Here is a 17,611-nt window from a genome sequence, read left to right on the forward strand (position 1 = left end):
ACTATATTTATAGACAATAGAGATAATTGTTTTCGTGATTGCGCCGGTTGCGCGATCCGCTGGTCCGGCGCGCGGCGTCGGGTTTGAAAGAAGAATTGTCTCAATGACGTTGCGGAGCTTCAGGGAGAATGTGTTGATGTATGATGTTATCGTGGTCGGTTCCGGTTTCTCAGCGATAGCTGTTACCTGCAATCTCATCGAACAGCTTCCCGCCTCGGCGAAGATCGCCGTCATTGGCGATGATCCCGGCTTCGGCCGCGGGACGGCCTACCGGACGGAGCTCTATCTTCATCGCCTCAACGTTCCCGCAGGCCGCATGAGCCTGCTGCCGCATCATCCCGACGACTTTGTCGACTGGCTGAAAAGCCATGGACGCCGGTTGCAAGCAGGGGATTTTGCTTCGCGCAGCGATTACGGTCTTTATGTCCGCGATACGCTTGCACGGCTGCTTCGAAAGCGGGACGGCCGTTGCCGGGTCGATTTTATCAAGGCCAAGGCGGCGGGATGCGTGGACCGTTACAGCAGCACGCTGGGCTTCCATCTTGGTAATGGCGACGAGATTGCCGGGAAGAACGTAGTGCTCTGCCTCGGTGTCGGGAACGCGACCCTTCCGGTCGATCCAGACGGAGTCCCGGCATCGGCGCGATCGCGGATCATCGAGAACCCGTGGCGGCTCTCGTGGCTGAGGCGCGTCGCACCGTCCGATGCGGTCTGCATCCTCGGCTCCGGCCTGACGATGATCGATCAGGTTCTTGCTCTTCGCGCCCATGGCCACAGTGGCCGGATCGACGTGCTTTCGCGTCGCGGGCTCGCACCGCTCGGACACGCTAGCAAGCCGCAGGTGCCGCTGCCGATCGACGTTCAGATGCTTCCGGATACGATCAGCGGCATATTGAAGATCTTGCGGGCGAAGAGCAGGGCGGCCGCCGACTGGCGAGGCGTGATGGACGGTCTGAGACCCGCAACGCAGGCTCTCTGGCAACGGCTTTCGGGCGAGGAGAGGGCACGTTTCCTGCGGCACGCGCTTCCCTGGTGGAACATCCACCGTCACCGGATCGCGCCCGACGTGTTCGACAGGTTCGAGAAGCTGGTCACGGAAGGAACCGTTCGTTTCCACGCGGGCTTCTTGAAATCGCTCGGGGCCGAGGAGGGCAGGCTCGCTGCCAGCTACAGGGTCAGAGCGACGCGCGGGATCGCCGAGATCAGGGCGGACTGGCTCGTCAACTGCACGGGAATGGAGCGCGCCGGGATCAGTCATTCACCGCTTTTGAAGGAAATGAGCCGGTTTCAGTTGATCGCCCCTGATCCTCTCGGCCTCGGCATCCAGGTGAATGCCGCTTCCGAAGTGGTAGCACCATCCCGGATTTCACCTGCTCGACTGTTCGCAGTCGGCGCCTTGACGGCGGGACAATTCTGGGAAATCACGGCCGTCCCGGATATCCGGGTGCAGGCCAAGGCCGTGGTTGAAGAGATCGCCGCGAACGGCTGACTCCCACGCATGACGATGAGAATGCGGTTGTTTCTATTCGATTTGGCATTTGAATCTGAGAACACGAGCGGCTCGGGTTCTCAGATTAATTGCAACGTTCCGCGCCAGCCTTGACAGCCCGGTTCACGGCCCGCCAAAGCTTCAAGGAAGTAGATAAGGCTTGGTGGGAGCGCAGGCGCTCCGTATCGGACGGTGGAGCAAGCGGAGGCGTCGCGGTCCTTGGCCGGTTGCAATCGAAAGCCTCTTGCAGAAATGCTGTCTCGCGATTATTGTAGGCAATCTAACTACTTCATGGAAAATCTTCATGGAAGAAGCTGTTTCGGCAGCGGATGCAAACCGCAAATTCTCCCTCATTCTGCGCAGCGTCAGAAACGGGAATAGCTATGTCGTCACAAGTCATGGACGACCCGTGGCGCGGATTGTTCCTGCGGACAGGCACGAGAACGTTGTGGTTGGTGCTCGCAACGCTCTTTTGTCCCGCCTTGAGCAGCAGCCCGTTGTAAATGCCGAACGATGGACACGCGATGAACTTTATGAGGATGATCGGTGAAGGTCGCGCTCGATACCAATCTTCTGGCCTACGCGGAAGGTGTAAATGGAGCGGATCGGAGGGATATCGCCCTTAACCTTCTAAGGCGCTTACCGGCGGATGCTGCGGTTATTCCGGTTCAAGTGCTCGGGGAGCTTTTCAACGTCCTTGTGCGTAAGGCGGGCAGGACAAGGGACGAGGCGCGTGAAGCCTTGCTCGGCTGGCGTGATGCATTCTCCATAGTCGAGACATCCGCAGAAGTCATGCAAACGGCCGATGATCTGGCGACGGATCACAGGTTCGGCATCTGGGACGCAGTCATCTTATCGGCCGCTTCACGAGCCGGGTGTCGTCTGCTCCTTTCGGAAGACATGCAGGAAGGTTTCACCTGGGGAGGAGTAACGGTTGTCAATCCATTCGCGGCAGTTCGGCATATGTTGCTGCATGCCTTGCTGGACGATTCAGACAGGTAAGAGCTATTCGGATCAGGAATCTCTCCGATTTGTCGAAGAGTGAACGGGTTTAGGCGAAATCTCCGAGCTTCATGTCGGGCTGAAGGGACGATGAATGCCCTGTTCCTGAAAGATCGGCCATCCTTGGCGAGATTTGCCGCGTCGCGACCGGGCCGCTTAAATCGCGACCCTGTCAAAGGCGAGGCTACTACTTTATTCTCGTTTGCATCCGCTGGGTCGCATTGGGAATGGACGAGGTTGCGCGCGGAGTTGCTTTCGAGTGGGCGGACAAGGAAGCCAAATATGAGATCCCGCTACGCATCACATGTCGACTGAAATGAAGGCCTGCATCGACAACTGCCTGGCCTGCTACGGCGAATGCCTGTCGACGGCGATGGGCCATTGCCTGGAACTGGGCGGGGAGCACACGAAGCCCCCGCACTTCAAGCTGATGATGACCTGCGCGGAGATCTGCCGGACCTCGGCGCATTTCATGCTGATGGGCTCGAAGCACCACAAGCACGTCTGCCGCGAATGTGCCGAAATCTGCGCCCAGTGCGCCGAGGACTGCGAACGGGTCGGCGACATGCAAAGCTGCGTCGACGCCTGCCGCCGTTGCGCCGAGAGCTGCGGGAAGATGGCCGCGTAACGGGGAGGTTACGCAAACAAGTTCGGACTGCTTGCCGTCATGGCCGCGGTCCTGATATCAGCGGCCCCGTCTCCGGCCGCCGAAGACGTCGTTGTCCTGCGGCGGGCGGATATGAAGGCTATGGCCGCCGCGGCGAAGATGATCTTTAGCATATTCAAGGATCCGGCGCGCTACAAGGCGGCCGAATTCGGGTGGGCCGCCGACACCATCCGCGACAAATCGGGGTCGTTCTGTCCGGCCACTTCGCGTCCGAGGCCGCCAGCTCGCAGTCGAAGGCCAAGCCGAACATCCTCGAGGAGCGTGACCGGTTCGACCGCATCGCGAACGATCTGCGCGACTATGCTGTCGCGCTGGACGCCGCAGCGGAGAAAAACCCCGGAGCGATGCCCGCCAGTATGCGCATGAAGCCTGGAGAGGCCATGGGCGGCGGCCCGCTCGGCACCCATGTCCGCAACGGGCAGGAGCTGTCGTCGATGCCTGCGGAACATGCATTCCACCTCATGCTGCAGACCTGCACGACCTGCCACGCCAGATTCAGGACGGAATGACGGCGTCCTCGGACTGGGAATTGTTCGCCTTGTTCAAGCTTCCTTTAACAAGGGCGGTCTGGACGTTGACTTGTGAAAGGTTGGATCGAGCCGACTAGCGCCCGCCATGCTCCGTCTTCAGCCCGTTGAGGCCGAAGCGGGCGTTGATCGCGGGCGGCGACGCATCACCGCCCAAATTGGTGAACCGGCCGGCATTCCGTGGTCTGTCGGTATTTTTTAGATGGCCTTCGCCAGAGTGCGGAACCGGCAATCAGCCCTATCGAAATACCGCGATCAGCAAGAACGAGCCCACCAGGATTGTTGAAAGGGATATCCCTAGGTCGCGCGATAGGCGAGGGAAGGGCGGACTGGCAAACCTTGAAAGTCCTTCAATGTCTGAAGTACGATGGACGTCTTGACATGCTGAACGCTGTCATGCGGCAGGAGCACGTCGTTGACGAACCGCGACAGTCCCGCGAGATCGGGTGTCACGACCTTGAGGTGGTAGTCCATTTCGCCAGTCAGTGCGTAACATTCCAGCACCTCCGGCAGGTCGGCGATCAGCGCGGCGAAACGTTTGGCGTTGTCGCGGTTGTGGGTGGCGAGGGTAACGGCGATGACGACCATGAGGTCGAGTCCCAGCCTGCCGCGATTGAGCACGGCGCGATAGCCGTGGATAAAGCCCTCCGTCTCAAGCCGCGCCCGCCGGCGCGAGCACTGCGATGGCGAAAGGGCGATCAACTCTGAGAGCTCATTGTTGGTCAGGCGGCCGTCGCTTTGCAGCTCGGCCAGGATTTTGAGGTCGTATCCATCGATCTGTTCCATTTGTGCGTATTACTCCGCCTTTATGCATGAAACATGTATTGAATTGAGGAAAGTGCGCGTGAATGCAAGCACCGTGCATGAAAATCGCGTCATAATGCGTCTCAGGATCCAGTTTGGAGGAGAGAACGATGGGCCCTTATCCGCACGATGCACCGCCGACAGGCATCACTGCCGACAATCCGGCCGGTACGGACGGTTTCGAATTTGTTGAATTCGCCCATCCAGAGCCGGAGAAGCTGCGTGAGCTTTTCACCCGCATGGGCTACACTTGTGTTGCCAAGCACCGCACGAAAAACGTCACCGTCTGGCGCCAGGGCGGCATCAATTATCTCATCAATGCCGAACCCGGCAGCCATGCCATGCGCTTCGTCGGTGAACACGGTCCCTGTGCGCCCTCCATGGCCTGGCGCGTCACCGATGCCAAGCATGCCTTCGACCATGCCGTGTCGAAGGGTGCAACACCCTATGAAAGCAAGGACAAGACGCTCGACATTCCGGCCATCGTCGGCATCGGCGGTTCGCTGCTTTACTTTGTAGAAACTTACGGCGAGAAGGGCTCGCCCTATGATTCCGAATTCGAGTGGCTCGGCGAACGCGACCCGAAGCCGGAAGGCGTCGGCTTTTATTACCTCGATCATCTGACCCACAACGTCTATCGCGGCAATATGGACAAGTGGTGGGATTTCTATCGCGAGCTTTTCGGCTTCCGGCAGATCCACTTCTTCAATATCGACGGGCGCATCACGGGGCTGATGAGCCGGGCGATCACGTCGCCTTGCAGCAAGATCCGAATTCCGCTCAACGAGTCCAAGGACGACACAAGCCAGATCGAGGAATATCTCAGAAAGTACAAAGGCGAAGGCATCCAGCACATCGCCGTCGGTACGGAGGAGATTTATGACGCGACCGACAAGCTGGCCGAAAACGGCCTGAAATTCATGCCCGGGCCACCCGATACTTATTACGAACTCTCGCACGAGCGCGTGCACGATCATGACGAACCGGTCGAGCGGATGAAGCAGCACGGCATTTTGATCGACGGCGAAGGCGTGGTGGATGGTGGCACGACCCGCATCCTGCTCCAGATCTTCTCAAGAACCGTCATCGGTCCGATCTTCTTCGAATTCATTCAGCGCAAGGGCGACGAAGGCTTCGGTGAAGGAAACTTCCGCGCGCTGTTCGAATCGATCGAGGCCGATCAGATCCGGCGCGGTGTGCTGCGTCCCACGGCTGCAGAATAAACGGGACCTGGGCCTTTGCCTGGGTCGTCGAAGGGAAAAAGCGGCGAGTGCGGATCGCCGCTTTTTATTTTGGCGTTTGTCCGAAAGGTCAAATCATGCCGGTGAGGATGCCGACGCCTGCGACGGCCGCAAAGCCGCCGGCAAGACGTGTGGCAACGAAGCTCCGACGTTTGCCTATGCGGCCTATCGCATAGCCAAGGCCGAGACCGGCGGCGTGAAGAAGCGCAGTTGCAATCATGAAGCCTGCCGCAAAAGCGGCGCCTGCGGCGCTTTCCGGCATTTCAGCACCATGGGCATGGCCATGGAAGATCGCAAACAGCCCGGCCACCGCCATTGCGACGGCTGCTGGAGCCTTGACGTTGAACGCGACGACCGCGCCGAGAACGACAACCGACAGTGCTATGCCTGTTTCGACGAACGGAATATCGATGCCCGCGATGCCGAACGCTCCGCCCAGAGCCATAGCCAGGACAAAGGTGGCCGGAACGAGCCAGATTGCGCGGCCGCCGAGCTGAGAGGCGAAAATGCCCACCATGACCATAGCGAGGATGTGGTCGAGGCCCGATATGGGATGGCTGAAGCCATGGACGAGGCCTGCAGCTTCACCGATTGCGGGATGAGCATAGGCGGTGGCCGGGAGCGCGACTGCGGCCAGCGCCAGAAGCCCGCTTTTATGTGCTGATTTCATTGGTCAATTCCCCACTGAGTTGCAGAATTCCAACTGCGGTAAGCATAGGTAAGGTCGCGGGTGTCATGCTATGTGACAGGCGCTGGAAGCGTCAACAAAAAATATTGAATATGAATATATTTCAATAGTTTACTGATGCGGTCGCAGCATGCATCAGGCTAACCTGTGGGTATCACCGCCTTAGGGCGCGCGTCGATTCCCTCAGGTTGAGTTCGACGGGCCACAATTCGTGGATATCCGAAACGGGCCGTCCCGCCAGCAATTGCAGCGTCAGGTCGGCGCATCTTGCTCCGGCCGCCCGCATCGATGAACGGCTTGCCGAAAGCGAGGGCGCCATGTTTTCCGCCGTCAAGTAGGGAAATACGTCATCATGCGCGATGACCGAAACATCCTCTCCGATCTGCAGGCCGAGAGATCGGGCGGCGCGATAGACGCCGAGTGCCGTCATCATCGATCCGGCCACGAAGGCTGTGGGAGGATTGGTGTTCTCGAGAAAGAAGCGGGCATGTCTAAATCCCAGCTCATCTGTGAATGTATCGTGGGCAATGAGCTGCGCATCATGCTCCAAGCCGCGTTCCTCGAATGCCTTGCGGAAGCCGATATCGCGGTGGATTGAATAAGTCAGCCCCTTGCGACCGTTGATCATTGCGATCCTGCGGTGCCCGAGATCAAGCAGATGTTCCGTCGATCGGCGGATTGCGCCCTCGTTGTCGATGTCCAGCCATGCGTGCGGGATGGCGATATCCGATCGCCCATGCACGAAGAAGGGAATTCCGAGCCGGTCCAGAAGCTCGATGCGCGGGTCGTTCGGTTTCGGAGAGTGGACGATGATCGCGTCGACGCGCCGGCTTTCGGCGAGCCGCCTGTAGGTCAGCAGCTCTTCGTTATAATCGCGGTCCGCCATGGGGATCACGAGAATGTCGGTATCCTCCGACGCCAACCTCTCGGCCATGCCGGCCATGAATTCGGCGAAGTGGAATTCGCCGGCGCGCCCCATGATCACTCCGATCGCCCCCACGCGGCCGGTCTTCAACCGCACCGCATTGACATTTGGCCGGTAGCCCAGCCTCAGGGCTTCCTCAACGACGCGCGCGCGCGTCGTTTCGCTCACCTCCGGATAGCCGCTCAACGCCCGGCTTACCGTTGTTGGCGACAGCCCGACTTCTTTTGCGAATTCCTTGAGCTTCATTCGAACACGTTCTGTTGGACCTCGCGGATCAATGGCGGATTGTTGACGGCTCGGCAATCTCGTCTATCACCGCGTGGCACGATTTGAAATCGATTTCAATAATTTCATCCATTTGAACTTGGGCCAGCGCTCACATCCGAGTTTGTTGTATTTGATATAACAAATTGAAATATAATGTTAAATATAACTTTTGCACATGGTTTTTACTTCACTATGGGCCACCCTTGACGGTTGAAAAAAGTTTTGCGATGCTCAGTTTAGCCAAATCGATTTCAATTTTCGTCTGGCAACGGGAGGACTACTATGAAATACCGTTTAATGGCCGCCGTTTCGGCGGTTTCGATGTTCTGTACCTTGAATTTAGCGGCGGCAGCCGAGCTTTCCTTTGCGGCGAGTTCGACGGGTAACAACCTCGAGTTCTTCCGCAAGCAGTTTGCCGTCTTCGAGGAGAAGACCGGCCACAAGGTCAATATCGTGAGCATGCCGTCGTCGAGTTCGGAGCAGTTCTCGCAATACCGGCTGTGGCTCGCTGCCGGAAACAAGGACGTCGACGTCTATCAGACTGACGTCATCTGGGCGCCGCAGCTCGCCGATCAGTTCGTGGACCTGAAAGAAGCCGCCAAGGACGTGGCTGGTCAGTTCTTCCCCTCGATCATCGCCTCGCAGACGGTCAACGGGCGCCTCGTGGCGCTGCCTATGTATACCGATGCTCCGGCGCTCTACTATCGTAAGGACCTGCTCGAGAAATATGGCAAGCAGCCGCCGAAGACCTGGGATGAGCTTGCGGAGACCGCCAAGGAGATCCAGGACAAGGAGCGCACGGCCGGTCAGAAGGATATGTGGGGCTTCGTCTTTCAGGGAAACTCCTATGAAGGCCTCACCTGCAATGCACTGGAATGGGTAAAGTCCTCCGGCGGCGGTCAGATCGTGGAGCCGGACGGCACGATCTCGATCAACAACGAAAAGGCCGCTGCCGCCATCGAACGTGCGAAGGGCTGGGTCGGCACGATCTCGCCTCCGGGCGTGCTTGCCTATCAGGAAGAAGAATCTCGCGGCGTCTGGCAGACCGGAAATGCCGTCTTCATGCGCAACTGGCCGTATGCCTATTCGCTCGGCAACGGCGCCGACAGCGCCGTGAAGGGCAAGTTCGACGTCACGACGCTTCCCGTTGCCGCCGCCGGCGACAAGCCGTCGTCGGCACTCGGCGGCTGGAATCTTGCGGTTTCGAAATATTCGGACGAGCAGGAAGCGGCTATTGAGCTCGTGAGGTTCCTGGCGTCGGAGGAGGTTCAGAAGGCGCGCGCCATCGAACTTTCCAACCTGCCGACCCTGACTGCGCTTTACGACGACAAGGATGTCGCTGCCGCGCAGCCTTTCATGCCGGAGTGGAAGCCGATCTTCCAGGACGCCGTGCCGCGTCCTTCGGCAACGGCCAAGGTGAAGTACAACGAGGTGTCCTCAAAGTTCTGGACGGCCGTACACAATACACTGTCCGGCAGCGGGACCGCGGCGGAAAACCTCGAACTCCTCGAGGCCGACCTGACGACCCTGAAGGGCGATAGCTGGTGAGTATGGGAACCGGCGGCCGGAAAGCCGCCGGTTCCGTCTCCAGAAGTCTCAAGCACGGGATAGCCGTTCCATGGGCGAAATCGTAGTTTCACAAGCGGCCAGACCGCTAGCCTCCGCCTTGAGGTCCACAACCGAATTGCGCTCCGAGCGCGTTCGATCGGCCTGGTTGTTTCTGGCGCCGACACTGTTCATACTGGCGGTGGTGGCCGGGTGGCCACTGTTCAGGACGATTTATTTCAGCTTCACGAATGCGTCGCTTACCGATCTTGGCAATGCGCAGTTCATCGGTTTCAGCAACTATCTCTCTTGGGTCACGCTGAAGAGCGGACGCACCATCTATCGCGGGCTGCTTGCCGATCCGGTCTGGTGGAGTGCAGTCTGGAACACTGCCAAATTCACGCTGCTTTCAGTGACGATCGAAACCATGCTTGGCCTTGTCGTTGCGCTCGTTCTCAACGCGCAGTTTGTCGGGCGCGGCATCGTGCGCGCTGCGATCCTCATTCCCTGGGCCATACCGACGATCGTTTCGGCAAAGATGTGGGCCTGGATGCTCAACGACCAATTTGGCATCCTGAACGATATCCTCCTCGGATTCGGTCTCATCAGTCAGAAGATCGCCTGGACCGCCAATCCGGAGACGGCGATGATTGCGGTCCTGATCGTCGATGTCTGGAAGACGACGCCCTTCATGGCGCTTCTCATTCTCGCCGGACTGCAGATGGTGCCTGCGGATATCTACGAAGCCGCCAGGATCGACGGCGTCAATCCGGTCAAGGTCTTCTGGCGGCTGACGCTGCCCTTGATCCGGCCGGCCATCATGGTCGCGGTGATCTTCCGGATGCTGGATGCGATGCGCATCTTCGATCTGATCTATGTGCTGACGCCCAACAACGCCCAGACCAAGACGATGTCGGTCATGGCGCGTGAGAACCTGTTCGACTTCGACAAGTTCGCCTATGGTGCAACCGCTTCGACAGTCCTCTTCCTCATCATCGCCTCCGTCACCGTGCTCTACATCTGGTTCGGACGCGTCAAGCTCGGCGGGGAGGAACGCTGATGCTCCTGTCGGTCACAAAGAACACGCTCTTCTATCTGCTCGTCGCAGTCATCGTCATCCTCGCGGTCTTTCCGTTCTACTATGCGATCCTCACGAGCCTGAAGACTGGCACGGCGCTTTTCGAGGTCAATTACTGGCCGGTTTCGATTTCATTCGGCAACTACTCGTCGGTGATGAGCCAAGGCGGCTTTGTCCGCAGCCTTGGCAACTCCGTGCTAATCGCCTTGGTCGTGGTTGCCGCGTCGCTGCTGCTTTCCATCACGGCATCCTTCGCCCTGGCGCGCGTGAACTTCCGCGGGCGGGCGCTTTTGATGCTGACGATCCTGTCCGTGTCGATGTTCCCGCAGATTGCGGTTCTCGCCGGCCTCTTCGAGCTCATCCGGTGGATCGGCATCTTCAACACGCCTTTCGCGCTGATCTTTTCGTACATGATCTTCACACTGCCGTTCACCGTCTGGGTACTCACGACCTTCATGCGCGAACTGCCGATCGAGATCGAAGAGGCGGCGATCGTCGACGGCGCCTCGCCCTGGGTTATCATCACCCAGGTCTTCATGCCGCTGATGTGGCCGGCGCTCGTCACCACCGGCTTGCTTGCCTTCATCACCGCCTGGAACGAATTCCTCTTCGCACTAACTTTCACATCATCAAACACACAACGGACCGTGCCGGTCGCCATCGCGCTGCTTTCAGGCGGCAGCCAATTCGAAATTCCTTGGGGCAACATTATGGCGGCTTCGGTCATCGTCACCGTACCGGTTGTTGTCCTCGTCTTGATATTCCAGCGCCGGATCATCTCGGGGCTGACTGCCGGCGGCGTTAAAGGTTGAGGGAGCAGAACATTGGCAGAAATCCGCCTAGACAATATTCGCAAGAGCTTCGGCGCCTTCGAGGTCATCAAGGGTGTGAGCATGGACATCCGCCGCGGCGAATTCATGGTTTTCGTGGGCCCGTCCGGATGCGGCAAGTCCACGCTGCTGCGCCTTATCTCCGGCCTTGAGGACATCACGTCCGGCACGCTTTCCTTCGACGACAAGGTGGTAAACCAGCGTGCGCCGTCGAAGCGAGGGATCGCCATGGTGTTCCAATCCTATGCGCTCTATCCGCATATGACCGTCTTCGACAACATGGCCTTCGGCATGAAGCTTTCGGGACGGACGAAGGATGAATGCCGGCAGCGCGTCGAACAGGCAGCCGGCATGCTGCAGCTTTCACCCTATCTCGACCGCCTGCCGCGCCAGCTGTCGGGCGGGCAGCGCCAGCGTGTCGCGATCGGCCGGGCGATCGTTCGCGATCCCAAGGTCTTTCTCTTCGACGAGCCGCTATCTAACCTCGATGCCGCCCTGCGCGTGGCAACAAGGCTGGAGATCGCCAAGCTCCACCGCAGCATGCACAACACGACGATGATCTATGTGACGCACGATCAGGTAGAGGCCATGACGCTTGCAGACCGGATATGTGTTTTGCGCGACGGCGTCGTCGAGCAGGTTGGCACACCCTTGGAGCTCTATGAGACCCCGAATTCGCTCTTCGTTGCCGGCTTCATCGGCTCGCCGAAGATGAATTTCCTGTCCGACGGACTGGCGCAGCCTTACAATGCCCATACGATCGGCGTGCGCGCCGAGCATGTCCGGATCACGTCGCAGGCGGCCGTGTGGAGCGGGAAGGTCATCCATTCGGAAATCCTTGGCTCCGACAGTTTCGTCTATCTGGACATCGGCGCCGACGAGCCGTTTATCGTCCGGGAAACCGGCGTCTCCGGCCACCGGCCGGGTCAAAAGCTCGGCGTTGCGCCGATCACCGATCACATACACCGTTTCGACCAATCCGGCCGCGCGCTTGCAAAGACATCCATGCGCGCTGCTTGACCATCCACGAAGGACTGATCTACCTCCCAATGATCGATCCGCCTCACATCGCAAGGAGTAACGACGTGTCTATTCGCACCATTGTCTGGGGTGAAAACATCCATGAGAACACCAACGCCGTCGTCAGGGAAATTTATCCCGACGGCATGCACACCACGATCGCCAGTGCGCTGAACAGCGATCCGGTAATCAAGGCGACGACGGCGACGCTGCAAGAGCCGGAACATGGGCTTACCGAAGCCCGGCTTGCCGAAACCGATGTGCTCACCTGGTGGGGCCACAAGGATCACGGCGCGGTCTCCGACGAGGTCGTCGAGCGCGTCGCCAAGCGCGTTTGGGAAGGAATGGGGCTTCTGGTGCTGCATTCCGGACATTTTTCGAAGATCTTCAAGCGGCTGATGGGCACGCCCTGCGCGCTGAAATGGCGCGAGGCGGGCGAACGCGAGCGCCTGTGGGTCATCAATCCGCGCCATCCGATCGCCGCCGGTCTCGACGAGAATTTCGTTCTTGAGAACGAGGAGATGTATGGTGAGCAGTTCTCGGTTCCCGAGCCGCTGGAAACGGTGTTCATCTCCTGGTTCCAGGGCGGCGAGGTGTTCCGGTCCGGCATGACCTGGCGGCGTGGGGCGGGTAACATCTTCTACTTCCGCCCCGGTCACGAGACCTACCCGACCTATCACGATGCCAATGTCCGCAAAGTGCTGATCAACGCTGTCAAATGGGCCTACAACGCGCAGGGAGCCCTCAAGGGCATCACCGATGCGCCGAACGTTCCGGTGGAGAAGGCGCCGGAGCCGATTGTGGAGCGCGGCCCGAAATTGCACCAGGCCGGCGAAGCCGGCTATCGCTGAGGGGACAAGGATGAGACTTCTTGTTCTCGGCACAGGCTCGATGGCGCGTAGCCAGATCAGCCATTTCAAACGGATCGAAGGCGTCGAAGTGGTCGGTGCCGTCGATACCGATCCGGCACGCCTTGCCGAATTTGCCGATCATTTCGGCATTGAGAGACGTTTCCTTACGCTTGAGGAGGCGATCGCCTGGGGAGATTTCGATGCGGCGACGAACGTCACGCCGGACCGTGTCCACCATCCAACGACGATGGCGCTGATTGCCGCGGGCAAGCACGTGTTCTGCGAAAAGCCGCTGGCGGAGAACTATGCGGATGCTCTGGAGATGACCAATGCCGCCGAGGCGGCCGGCGTGATCAATATGGTGAATCTGACCTATCGCAATGTGGCGCCACTGCAGCGCGCCCGCGAGATGGTGCTCGCCGGCGAGCTCGGTACGATCAAGCACGTGGAAGCATCCTATCTACAGAGTTGGCTCGTCTCTCGCGCCTGGGGCGATTGGCGCACGGAATCGCGCTGGCTTTGGCGCCTTTCCACCGGTCACGGTTCGAACGGCGTGCTCGGCGATGTCGGCATCCATATCCTCGATTTTGCCTCCTATGGTGCGGCAACCGATATCGATCACGTCTTCGCCCGGCTGAAGACCTTCAACAAGGTGCCGGGCGGCCAGATCGGCGAATATATGCTCGACGCCAACGACAGCTTCACCATGTCGGTCGATTTCGCCAACGGTGCGCTCGGCGTCATTCATGCCAGCCGCTGGGCGACGGGTCATCTCAACGAATTGAAGCTGCGCATCTACGGCGAGCGCGGTAGCCTGGAGGTCATACACCGGCCGAACGGATCGCAATTGCGCGGATGCTTCGGTGAGAACGTCGAGACGGCCACCTGGGCGGATATCGATGTTCCGCCGGTGCCGACCAACTACCAGCGTTTTGCCGAAGCGGTGGCGACCGGCAAACAGCTTGACCCGAGCTTCCGTCACGCCGCCAACCTGCAGAAGGTCATCGATCTTGCGATCGTCTCGGAAAGGGAGCGTCGCGAGCTCAATCTATTGTCGCCGGAAGACGGCATGACACCCGGACCGGAAGGCGCCGGCAATGTGGAGGTGCTGCCGATCGCCGTGTAAGCACCATCGCACTCCGTATTGCCATGCGGCCGGTCGAGGGCCGTATGGTCGGATGTTTGAGCCCTGCCTTGACGAAGCATGAAAGAAGGCGTGGCGCAGATGCCAACCCGGCCGTCTGGTCGGCCGCAAGCAGAAGGAGCAAAATAATGAAACTAATCATACTTGGCACGGGTTGGTGGGCGAACACCCACGCCACGAGTTTCTCGGAAATCGCAGATGTGGAGATCGTCGCGGCGGTCGATAGCGATGATGTGCGCCTGCGCGCCTTTGCCGCCCGGCACGATATTCCGCTCACCTTCAATTCACTGGACGATGCGCTTGCCTGGGGCGAGTTCGACGCGGCAACCAATGTCACTCCGGACCGCGTCCACTATGCCACGACCTTGGCCCTGCTTGCCGCCGGCAAGCACGTCTTTTGTGAAAAACCGCTGGCGGAGAATTTCGCCCAGGCCGCGGAGATGGCCGACGCCGCCGAGAGGTCGAAACAGATAACGATGGTAAATCTCACCTATCGGAACGTCGCGCCGCTGCAGAAGGCCCGGCAGATGGTGCTGAACGGCGACATCGGCCAGGTCCGCCACTTCGAGGCCTCCTATCTGCAAAGCTGGCTCGTTTCGAAGGCGTGGGGCGACTGGGCGACGCAGCCGCAATGGCTCTGGCGCCTGTCGAGCAAGCACGGGTCGAACGGCGTTCTCGGTGATGTCGGTATTCACATTCTCGACTTCGTCGTCTACGGCACCGGAAGCGAGATCAAGACCGCCGCTGCGCAACTGAAAACCTTCGAGAAGACGCCCGGCAACAGAATCGGCGAGTACGAACTCGACGCCAACGACAGCTTTGTGATGATGGCCGAACTGCAGAACGGCGCTTTGGGCGTGATCCATGCCAGCCGCTGGGCAACCGGACATCTGAACGAACTGCGGCTGCGGGTTCACGGCGACAAGGGCGCGATCGAAGTCATCGATACGCCGAATGGCCCGACGCTCAGGATTTGCGCCGGCGCGGATGCTGACAATGCGATCTGGCGGCAGGTGCATGTCGAACCCGTTCCGACGAACTTCGAGCGGTTCGCAGAGGCTGTCAGAACCGGTGTCGAGCAGGAGCCATCCTTCCGGCATGCCGCCAATCTGCAGGAGGTCATCGATCACGCGCGCATCTCGGCCGCCAGTCTTCCCGCGGTGATCATCGCCGCTCAAAGCGGGCAATATGGCGGAGGAGGCGCCAAGCGCCACATTTAAGCGGATTTAGAAAGGTGCGGTCGGACACGGGCAGTAAAATTCCGATCGCGGGCATTCAGGAAGCCGGGCTGGATGGCTTCTGGATCGATCGTGTGCTGAAGGCGAACGGGATAGAAAGCCACGTCGTCGATCAGGCTTCGACTTTTCGAACAATGAAAATACTCATGCATAAAAGATGCATGAAATACAGGTCACGGCTGGAGGCTGGCGCGTTCGATAGCGCATTCCGGCTCGTAGGATGACGATATCGAACGTACCCTGCTGCTGCTCGAGCGCGGCAATCTGCTTTTCGCAGTTCCTCGATCTGGATGAGGATCTCGGCCCACTTTCTCTTCAATTCGTCCGCAACAAGAACCATACGCGACCACTCCTTAGGATCGCGGCGATCCTAAGGAGTTCAACGGACAGCCTATGTCGCCGACCTGCTAGCAGCCGTGTCCTCCAGGGCCTCCTCCGGAATGTCGTCGAAGGAGGCATAGTTCAGGTTGTAGAGCCGCGAATAGAGCTTGCCGTTCTTCATCAGCTGCCGGTGATTGCCGCTTTCGATGAGCTCGCCGTTCTGCAGAACGATGATGCGGTCAGCCTCGCGGATCGTCGCCAGCCGGTGGGCGATGACGAGGCCCGTGCGGTTTTCGAGGAGCTTCACTAGCGCCTTCTGGATCAGCATTTCCGTGTAGCTGTCGATATTGGCGGTCGCCTCGTCGAGCACCAGGATCTTCGCGTCGGCGACGAGCGCGCGCGCGAAACTGAGCAACTGCCGCTGGCCGAGCGAGAGGTTGCCGCCGCGCTCGCCGAGTACGCTGTCATAGCCTTCCGGCAGGCGCATGATGAAGTCGTGGGCGCCCACCGCCTTGGCGGCTTCGATCACCTGTTCGCGCGTCGCCCTTGTCTTGTGATAGCGAATATTGTCGAAGACGGTACCGGTGAAAAGGAAGGGTTCCTGCAGCACCATGGCGATCTGATCGCCAAGCGAATCCTGCGTCAACGCGCGAACATCGTGCCCCCCGACCAGGACCTGACCGTGCTGCACATCGTAAAACCGGTGGATGAGCGACATGCAGCTCGATTTGCCCGAGCCGGTCGGACCGACGAGAGCCACTGTTTCGCCCGGATTCACCTTGAAGCTCACATGCTTGAGGACGGGATGCTTCGGATTGTAACCGAAGACGACATCGCGGAATTCGACCGAACCATCCATGTCCTTCGAAAGAGCCTTGGCGTTCGGCGCGTCCTTGATATCGACCGGCACGTCAAGGACCTCCGTCAGCCGGCGACCCGAAGCCATAGCGCGCTGCATGACGGAATATTGCAGCGTCAGCGAGCGGATTGGGTCGAAGAAGCGCTGAATGTAGAAGAGGAATGCCACAAGCACGCCGACGTCGAGCGCCTGGTTCAGGACGCGGGCGCCGCCAACGACGATAACGAGTGCCATTGCCACGCCGGTCAGGCTATCGACGATCGGCACCATCACCTGGGCATAGCGGGCGGCCGTCAGGTGCGTCTTGAGGTTCGCATGGGCTTTGTCGTCATAGAGCGTGAAATTGACGCCCTGGCGATCCATGCTCTGCACGGCACGAACACCGTGTATCGCCTCGGCGAGTGCGCCAGCCGCCACGGAGTTCGTCTCGTGCGCTGCCATGAAGGATTTGCGCGCCAGCGGCAGCCAGAAGAGACGGACGATGAAGAGGACAGGCAGGACGGAGAGTGTCAGCAGCCCGAGCTTGAAGTCGAGATAGAGCATGACGAAGACGATTCCGAAGAGCAGGGCGATATCGCCGACCGAGAGCACCGACGTCTCGAGAAATTCCTGCATGGAGTTCACGTCGCCCTGAAGGCGTGACATCAGCCGTCCGACCTCTGTCTTGTCCATGAAGGAAAGCGAGACTCGCTGGAGATGCGAGAACATCGCCGTGCGGATGTCGAAAAGCACCTCCTCGGCGACATTGCCGACCAGCGTTTCCTGCGCGTAGCTTGCCGCATAATTGATCAGGATCGCAATCAGAAAGGCGATGATCGAATAGAGGAGGGCGGAGCGATCCCCGCCCGGCTGCATGCCGTGGTCGATCGCGTAACGGATGATAAGGGGGATCAGCAACTGCATCGCCGTGAAGGTGAGCACGGCTGCAACCGACCACAGGACTTGCCGACGGTATGGCGCGACGAAGGTCCAGATGCGCTTGACGATATTGCCGTCGAAGGCCTTTCCGAACATTTCTTCTTCGATGCGGTGCGAGCCGACGACCGCCCGCGGCGGGCGGCGGCCGTCCTCGCGAACGTCGGAGCGTTCGGTTTCCAGTTCCTCGGCCATGAAAT

16 protein-coding genes and 2 pseudogenes are annotated in these 17,611 nt (G+C 59.5%); 14 read left to right on the plus strand and 4 right to left on the minus strand.

The genetic code is table 11. The features are described from left to right. The first annotated feature begins 136 nt into the window (after window positions 1–136). From ACZ9BX_RS27430 to ACZ9BX_RS27450, 5 genes and pseudogenes are all read left to right on the plus strand, one after another. Window positions 137–1,489 carry an FAD/NAD(P)-binding protein gene (locus tag ACZ9BX_RS27430; RefSeq protein WP_476221321.1) on the plus strand — a complete coding sequence of 451 codons (1,353 nt, stop codon included), beginning with the start codon at window positions 137–139 and terminating at the stop codon, window positions 1,487–1,489. A 304-nt stretch (window positions 1,490–1,793) separates the two neighbouring features. Further along, complete coding sequence (locus ACZ9BX_RS27435; RefSeq protein WP_476221322.1) at window positions 1,794–2,039, plus strand: type II toxin-antitoxin system Phd/YefM family antitoxin; 246 nt, start codon at window positions 1,794–1,796, stop codon at window positions 2,037–2,039. Continuing rightward, window positions 2,036–2,491, plus strand: coding sequence for a PIN domain-containing protein (locus ACZ9BX_RS27440; protein WP_476221323.1), 456 nt, complete (start codon window positions 2,036–2,038; stop codon window positions 2,489–2,491). Before ACZ9BX_RS27435 ends, ACZ9BX_RS27440 begins: the two co-directional genes overlap by 4 nt. Window positions 2,492–2,795: 304 nt before the next feature. Next, on the plus strand, window positions 2,796–3,119 hold the full coding sequence (locus ACZ9BX_RS27445; protein WP_476221324.1) for a four-helix bundle copper-binding protein: 324 nt from the start codon (window positions 2,796–2,798) through the stop codon (window positions 3,117–3,119). A gap of 39 nt (window positions 3,120–3,158) precedes the next feature. After that, window positions 3,159–3,667 (plus strand): annotated as a pseudogene (locus ACZ9BX_RS27450) (cytochrome c). Window positions 3,668–3,982: 315 nt separating this feature from the next. Here ACZ9BX_RS27450 and ACZ9BX_RS27455 read toward each other — a convergent pair. Next, window positions 3,983–4,471 carry an Lrp/AsnC family transcriptional regulator gene (locus ACZ9BX_RS27455; RefSeq protein WP_476221325.1) on the minus strand — a complete coding sequence of 163 codons (489 nt, stop codon included), beginning with the start codon at window positions 4,469–4,471 and terminating at the stop codon, window positions 3,983–3,985. A 128-nt stretch (window positions 4,472–4,599) separates the two neighbouring features. Between ACZ9BX_RS27455 and hppD the strand changes: the two genes are divergently transcribed. After that, the gene (gene hppD / locus ACZ9BX_RS27460; RefSeq protein WP_476221326.1) at window positions 4,600–5,712 is read left to right on the plus strand and encodes a 4-hydroxyphenylpyruvate dioxygenase; all 1,113 of its coding nucleotides are present in this window, start codon (window positions 4,600–4,602) and stop codon (window positions 5,710–5,712) included. A gap of 88 nt (window positions 5,713–5,800) precedes the next feature. Here the strand turns inward: hppD and ACZ9BX_RS27465 are convergent, their stop codons facing one another. Together ACZ9BX_RS27465 and ACZ9BX_RS27470 are read right to left on the minus strand one after the other, a co-directional pair. After that, a complete protein-coding gene (locus ACZ9BX_RS27465; protein ID WP_476221328.1) occupies window positions 5,801–6,400 on the minus strand; it encodes a HupE/UreJ family protein in 600 nt (199 codons plus the stop codon). A 172-nt stretch (window positions 6,401–6,572) separates the two neighbouring features. Then, window positions 6,573–7,589: a substrate-binding domain-containing protein gene (locus ACZ9BX_RS27470; protein WP_476221330.1), complete on the minus strand. Its 1,017-nt coding sequence runs from the start codon at window positions 7,587–7,589 to the stop codon at window positions 6,573–6,575. 318 nt (window positions 7,590–7,907) lie between these two features. On the opposite strand from ACZ9BX_RS27470, the gene ACZ9BX_RS27475 reads away from it, so the two are divergent. The 8 genes and pseudogenes from ACZ9BX_RS27475 to ACZ9BX_RS27510 all read left to right on the plus strand — a co-directional run. Then, window positions 7,908–9,158, plus strand: coding sequence for an ABC transporter substrate-binding protein (locus ACZ9BX_RS27475; protein WP_476223061.1), 1,251 nt, complete (start codon window positions 7,908–7,910; stop codon window positions 9,156–9,158). Window positions 9,159–9,228: 70 nt separating this feature from the next. After that, entirely contained in the window at window positions 9,229–10,215 is a 987-nt protein-coding gene (locus tag ACZ9BX_RS27480; RefSeq protein WP_476221331.1) for a carbohydrate ABC transporter permease, read from the plus strand. Further along, window positions 10,215–11,045 (plus strand): carbohydrate ABC transporter permease, encoded by an 831-nt coding sequence (locus tag ACZ9BX_RS27485; protein ID WP_037142405.1) that lies wholly within the window; start codon window positions 10,215–10,217, stop codon window positions 11,043–11,045. Before ACZ9BX_RS27480 ends, ACZ9BX_RS27485 begins: the two co-directional genes overlap by 1 nt. A gap of 12 nt (window positions 11,046–11,057) precedes the next feature. After that, window positions 11,058–12,083 (plus strand): ABC transporter ATP-binding protein, encoded by a 1,026-nt coding sequence (locus ACZ9BX_RS27490; RefSeq protein ID WP_132564645.1) that lies wholly within the window; start codon window positions 11,058–11,060, stop codon window positions 12,081–12,083. A 65-nt stretch (window positions 12,084–12,148) separates the two neighbouring features. Continuing rightward, on the plus strand, window positions 12,149–12,934 hold the full coding sequence (locus ACZ9BX_RS27495; RefSeq protein ID WP_476221332.1) for a ThuA domain-containing protein: 786 nt from the start codon (window positions 12,149–12,151) through the stop codon (window positions 12,932–12,934). Window positions 12,935–12,944: 10 nt separating this feature from the next. Next, window positions 12,945–14,060, plus strand: a complete 1,116-nt coding sequence (locus tag ACZ9BX_RS27500) for a Gfo/Idh/MocA family protein (RefSeq protein WP_476221333.1) — start codon at window positions 12,945–12,947, stop codon at window positions 14,058–14,060. 146 nt (window positions 14,061–14,206) lie between these two features. Further along, window positions 14,207–15,298: a Gfo/Idh/MocA family protein gene (locus ACZ9BX_RS27505; protein ID WP_476221335.1), complete on the plus strand. Its 1,092-nt coding sequence runs from the start codon at window positions 14,207–14,209 to the stop codon at window positions 15,296–15,298. 8 nt (window positions 15,299–15,306) lie between these two features. Further along, a pseudogene (locus ACZ9BX_RS27510) lies at window positions 15,307–15,438 on the plus strand (IS110 family transposase); the annotation flags it as partial. 269 nt (window positions 15,439–15,707) lie between these two features. Here the strand turns inward: ACZ9BX_RS27510 and ACZ9BX_RS27515 are convergent. Beyond that, a complete protein-coding gene (locus ACZ9BX_RS27515) occupies window positions 15,708–17,606 on the minus strand; it encodes an ABC transporter ATP-binding protein (RefSeq protein WP_476221336.1) in 1,899 nt (632 codons plus the stop codon). Window positions 17,607–17,611: the final 5 nt, after the last annotated feature.

It is taken from the genome of Rhizobium sp. USDA 3886 (assembly GCF_056279785.1).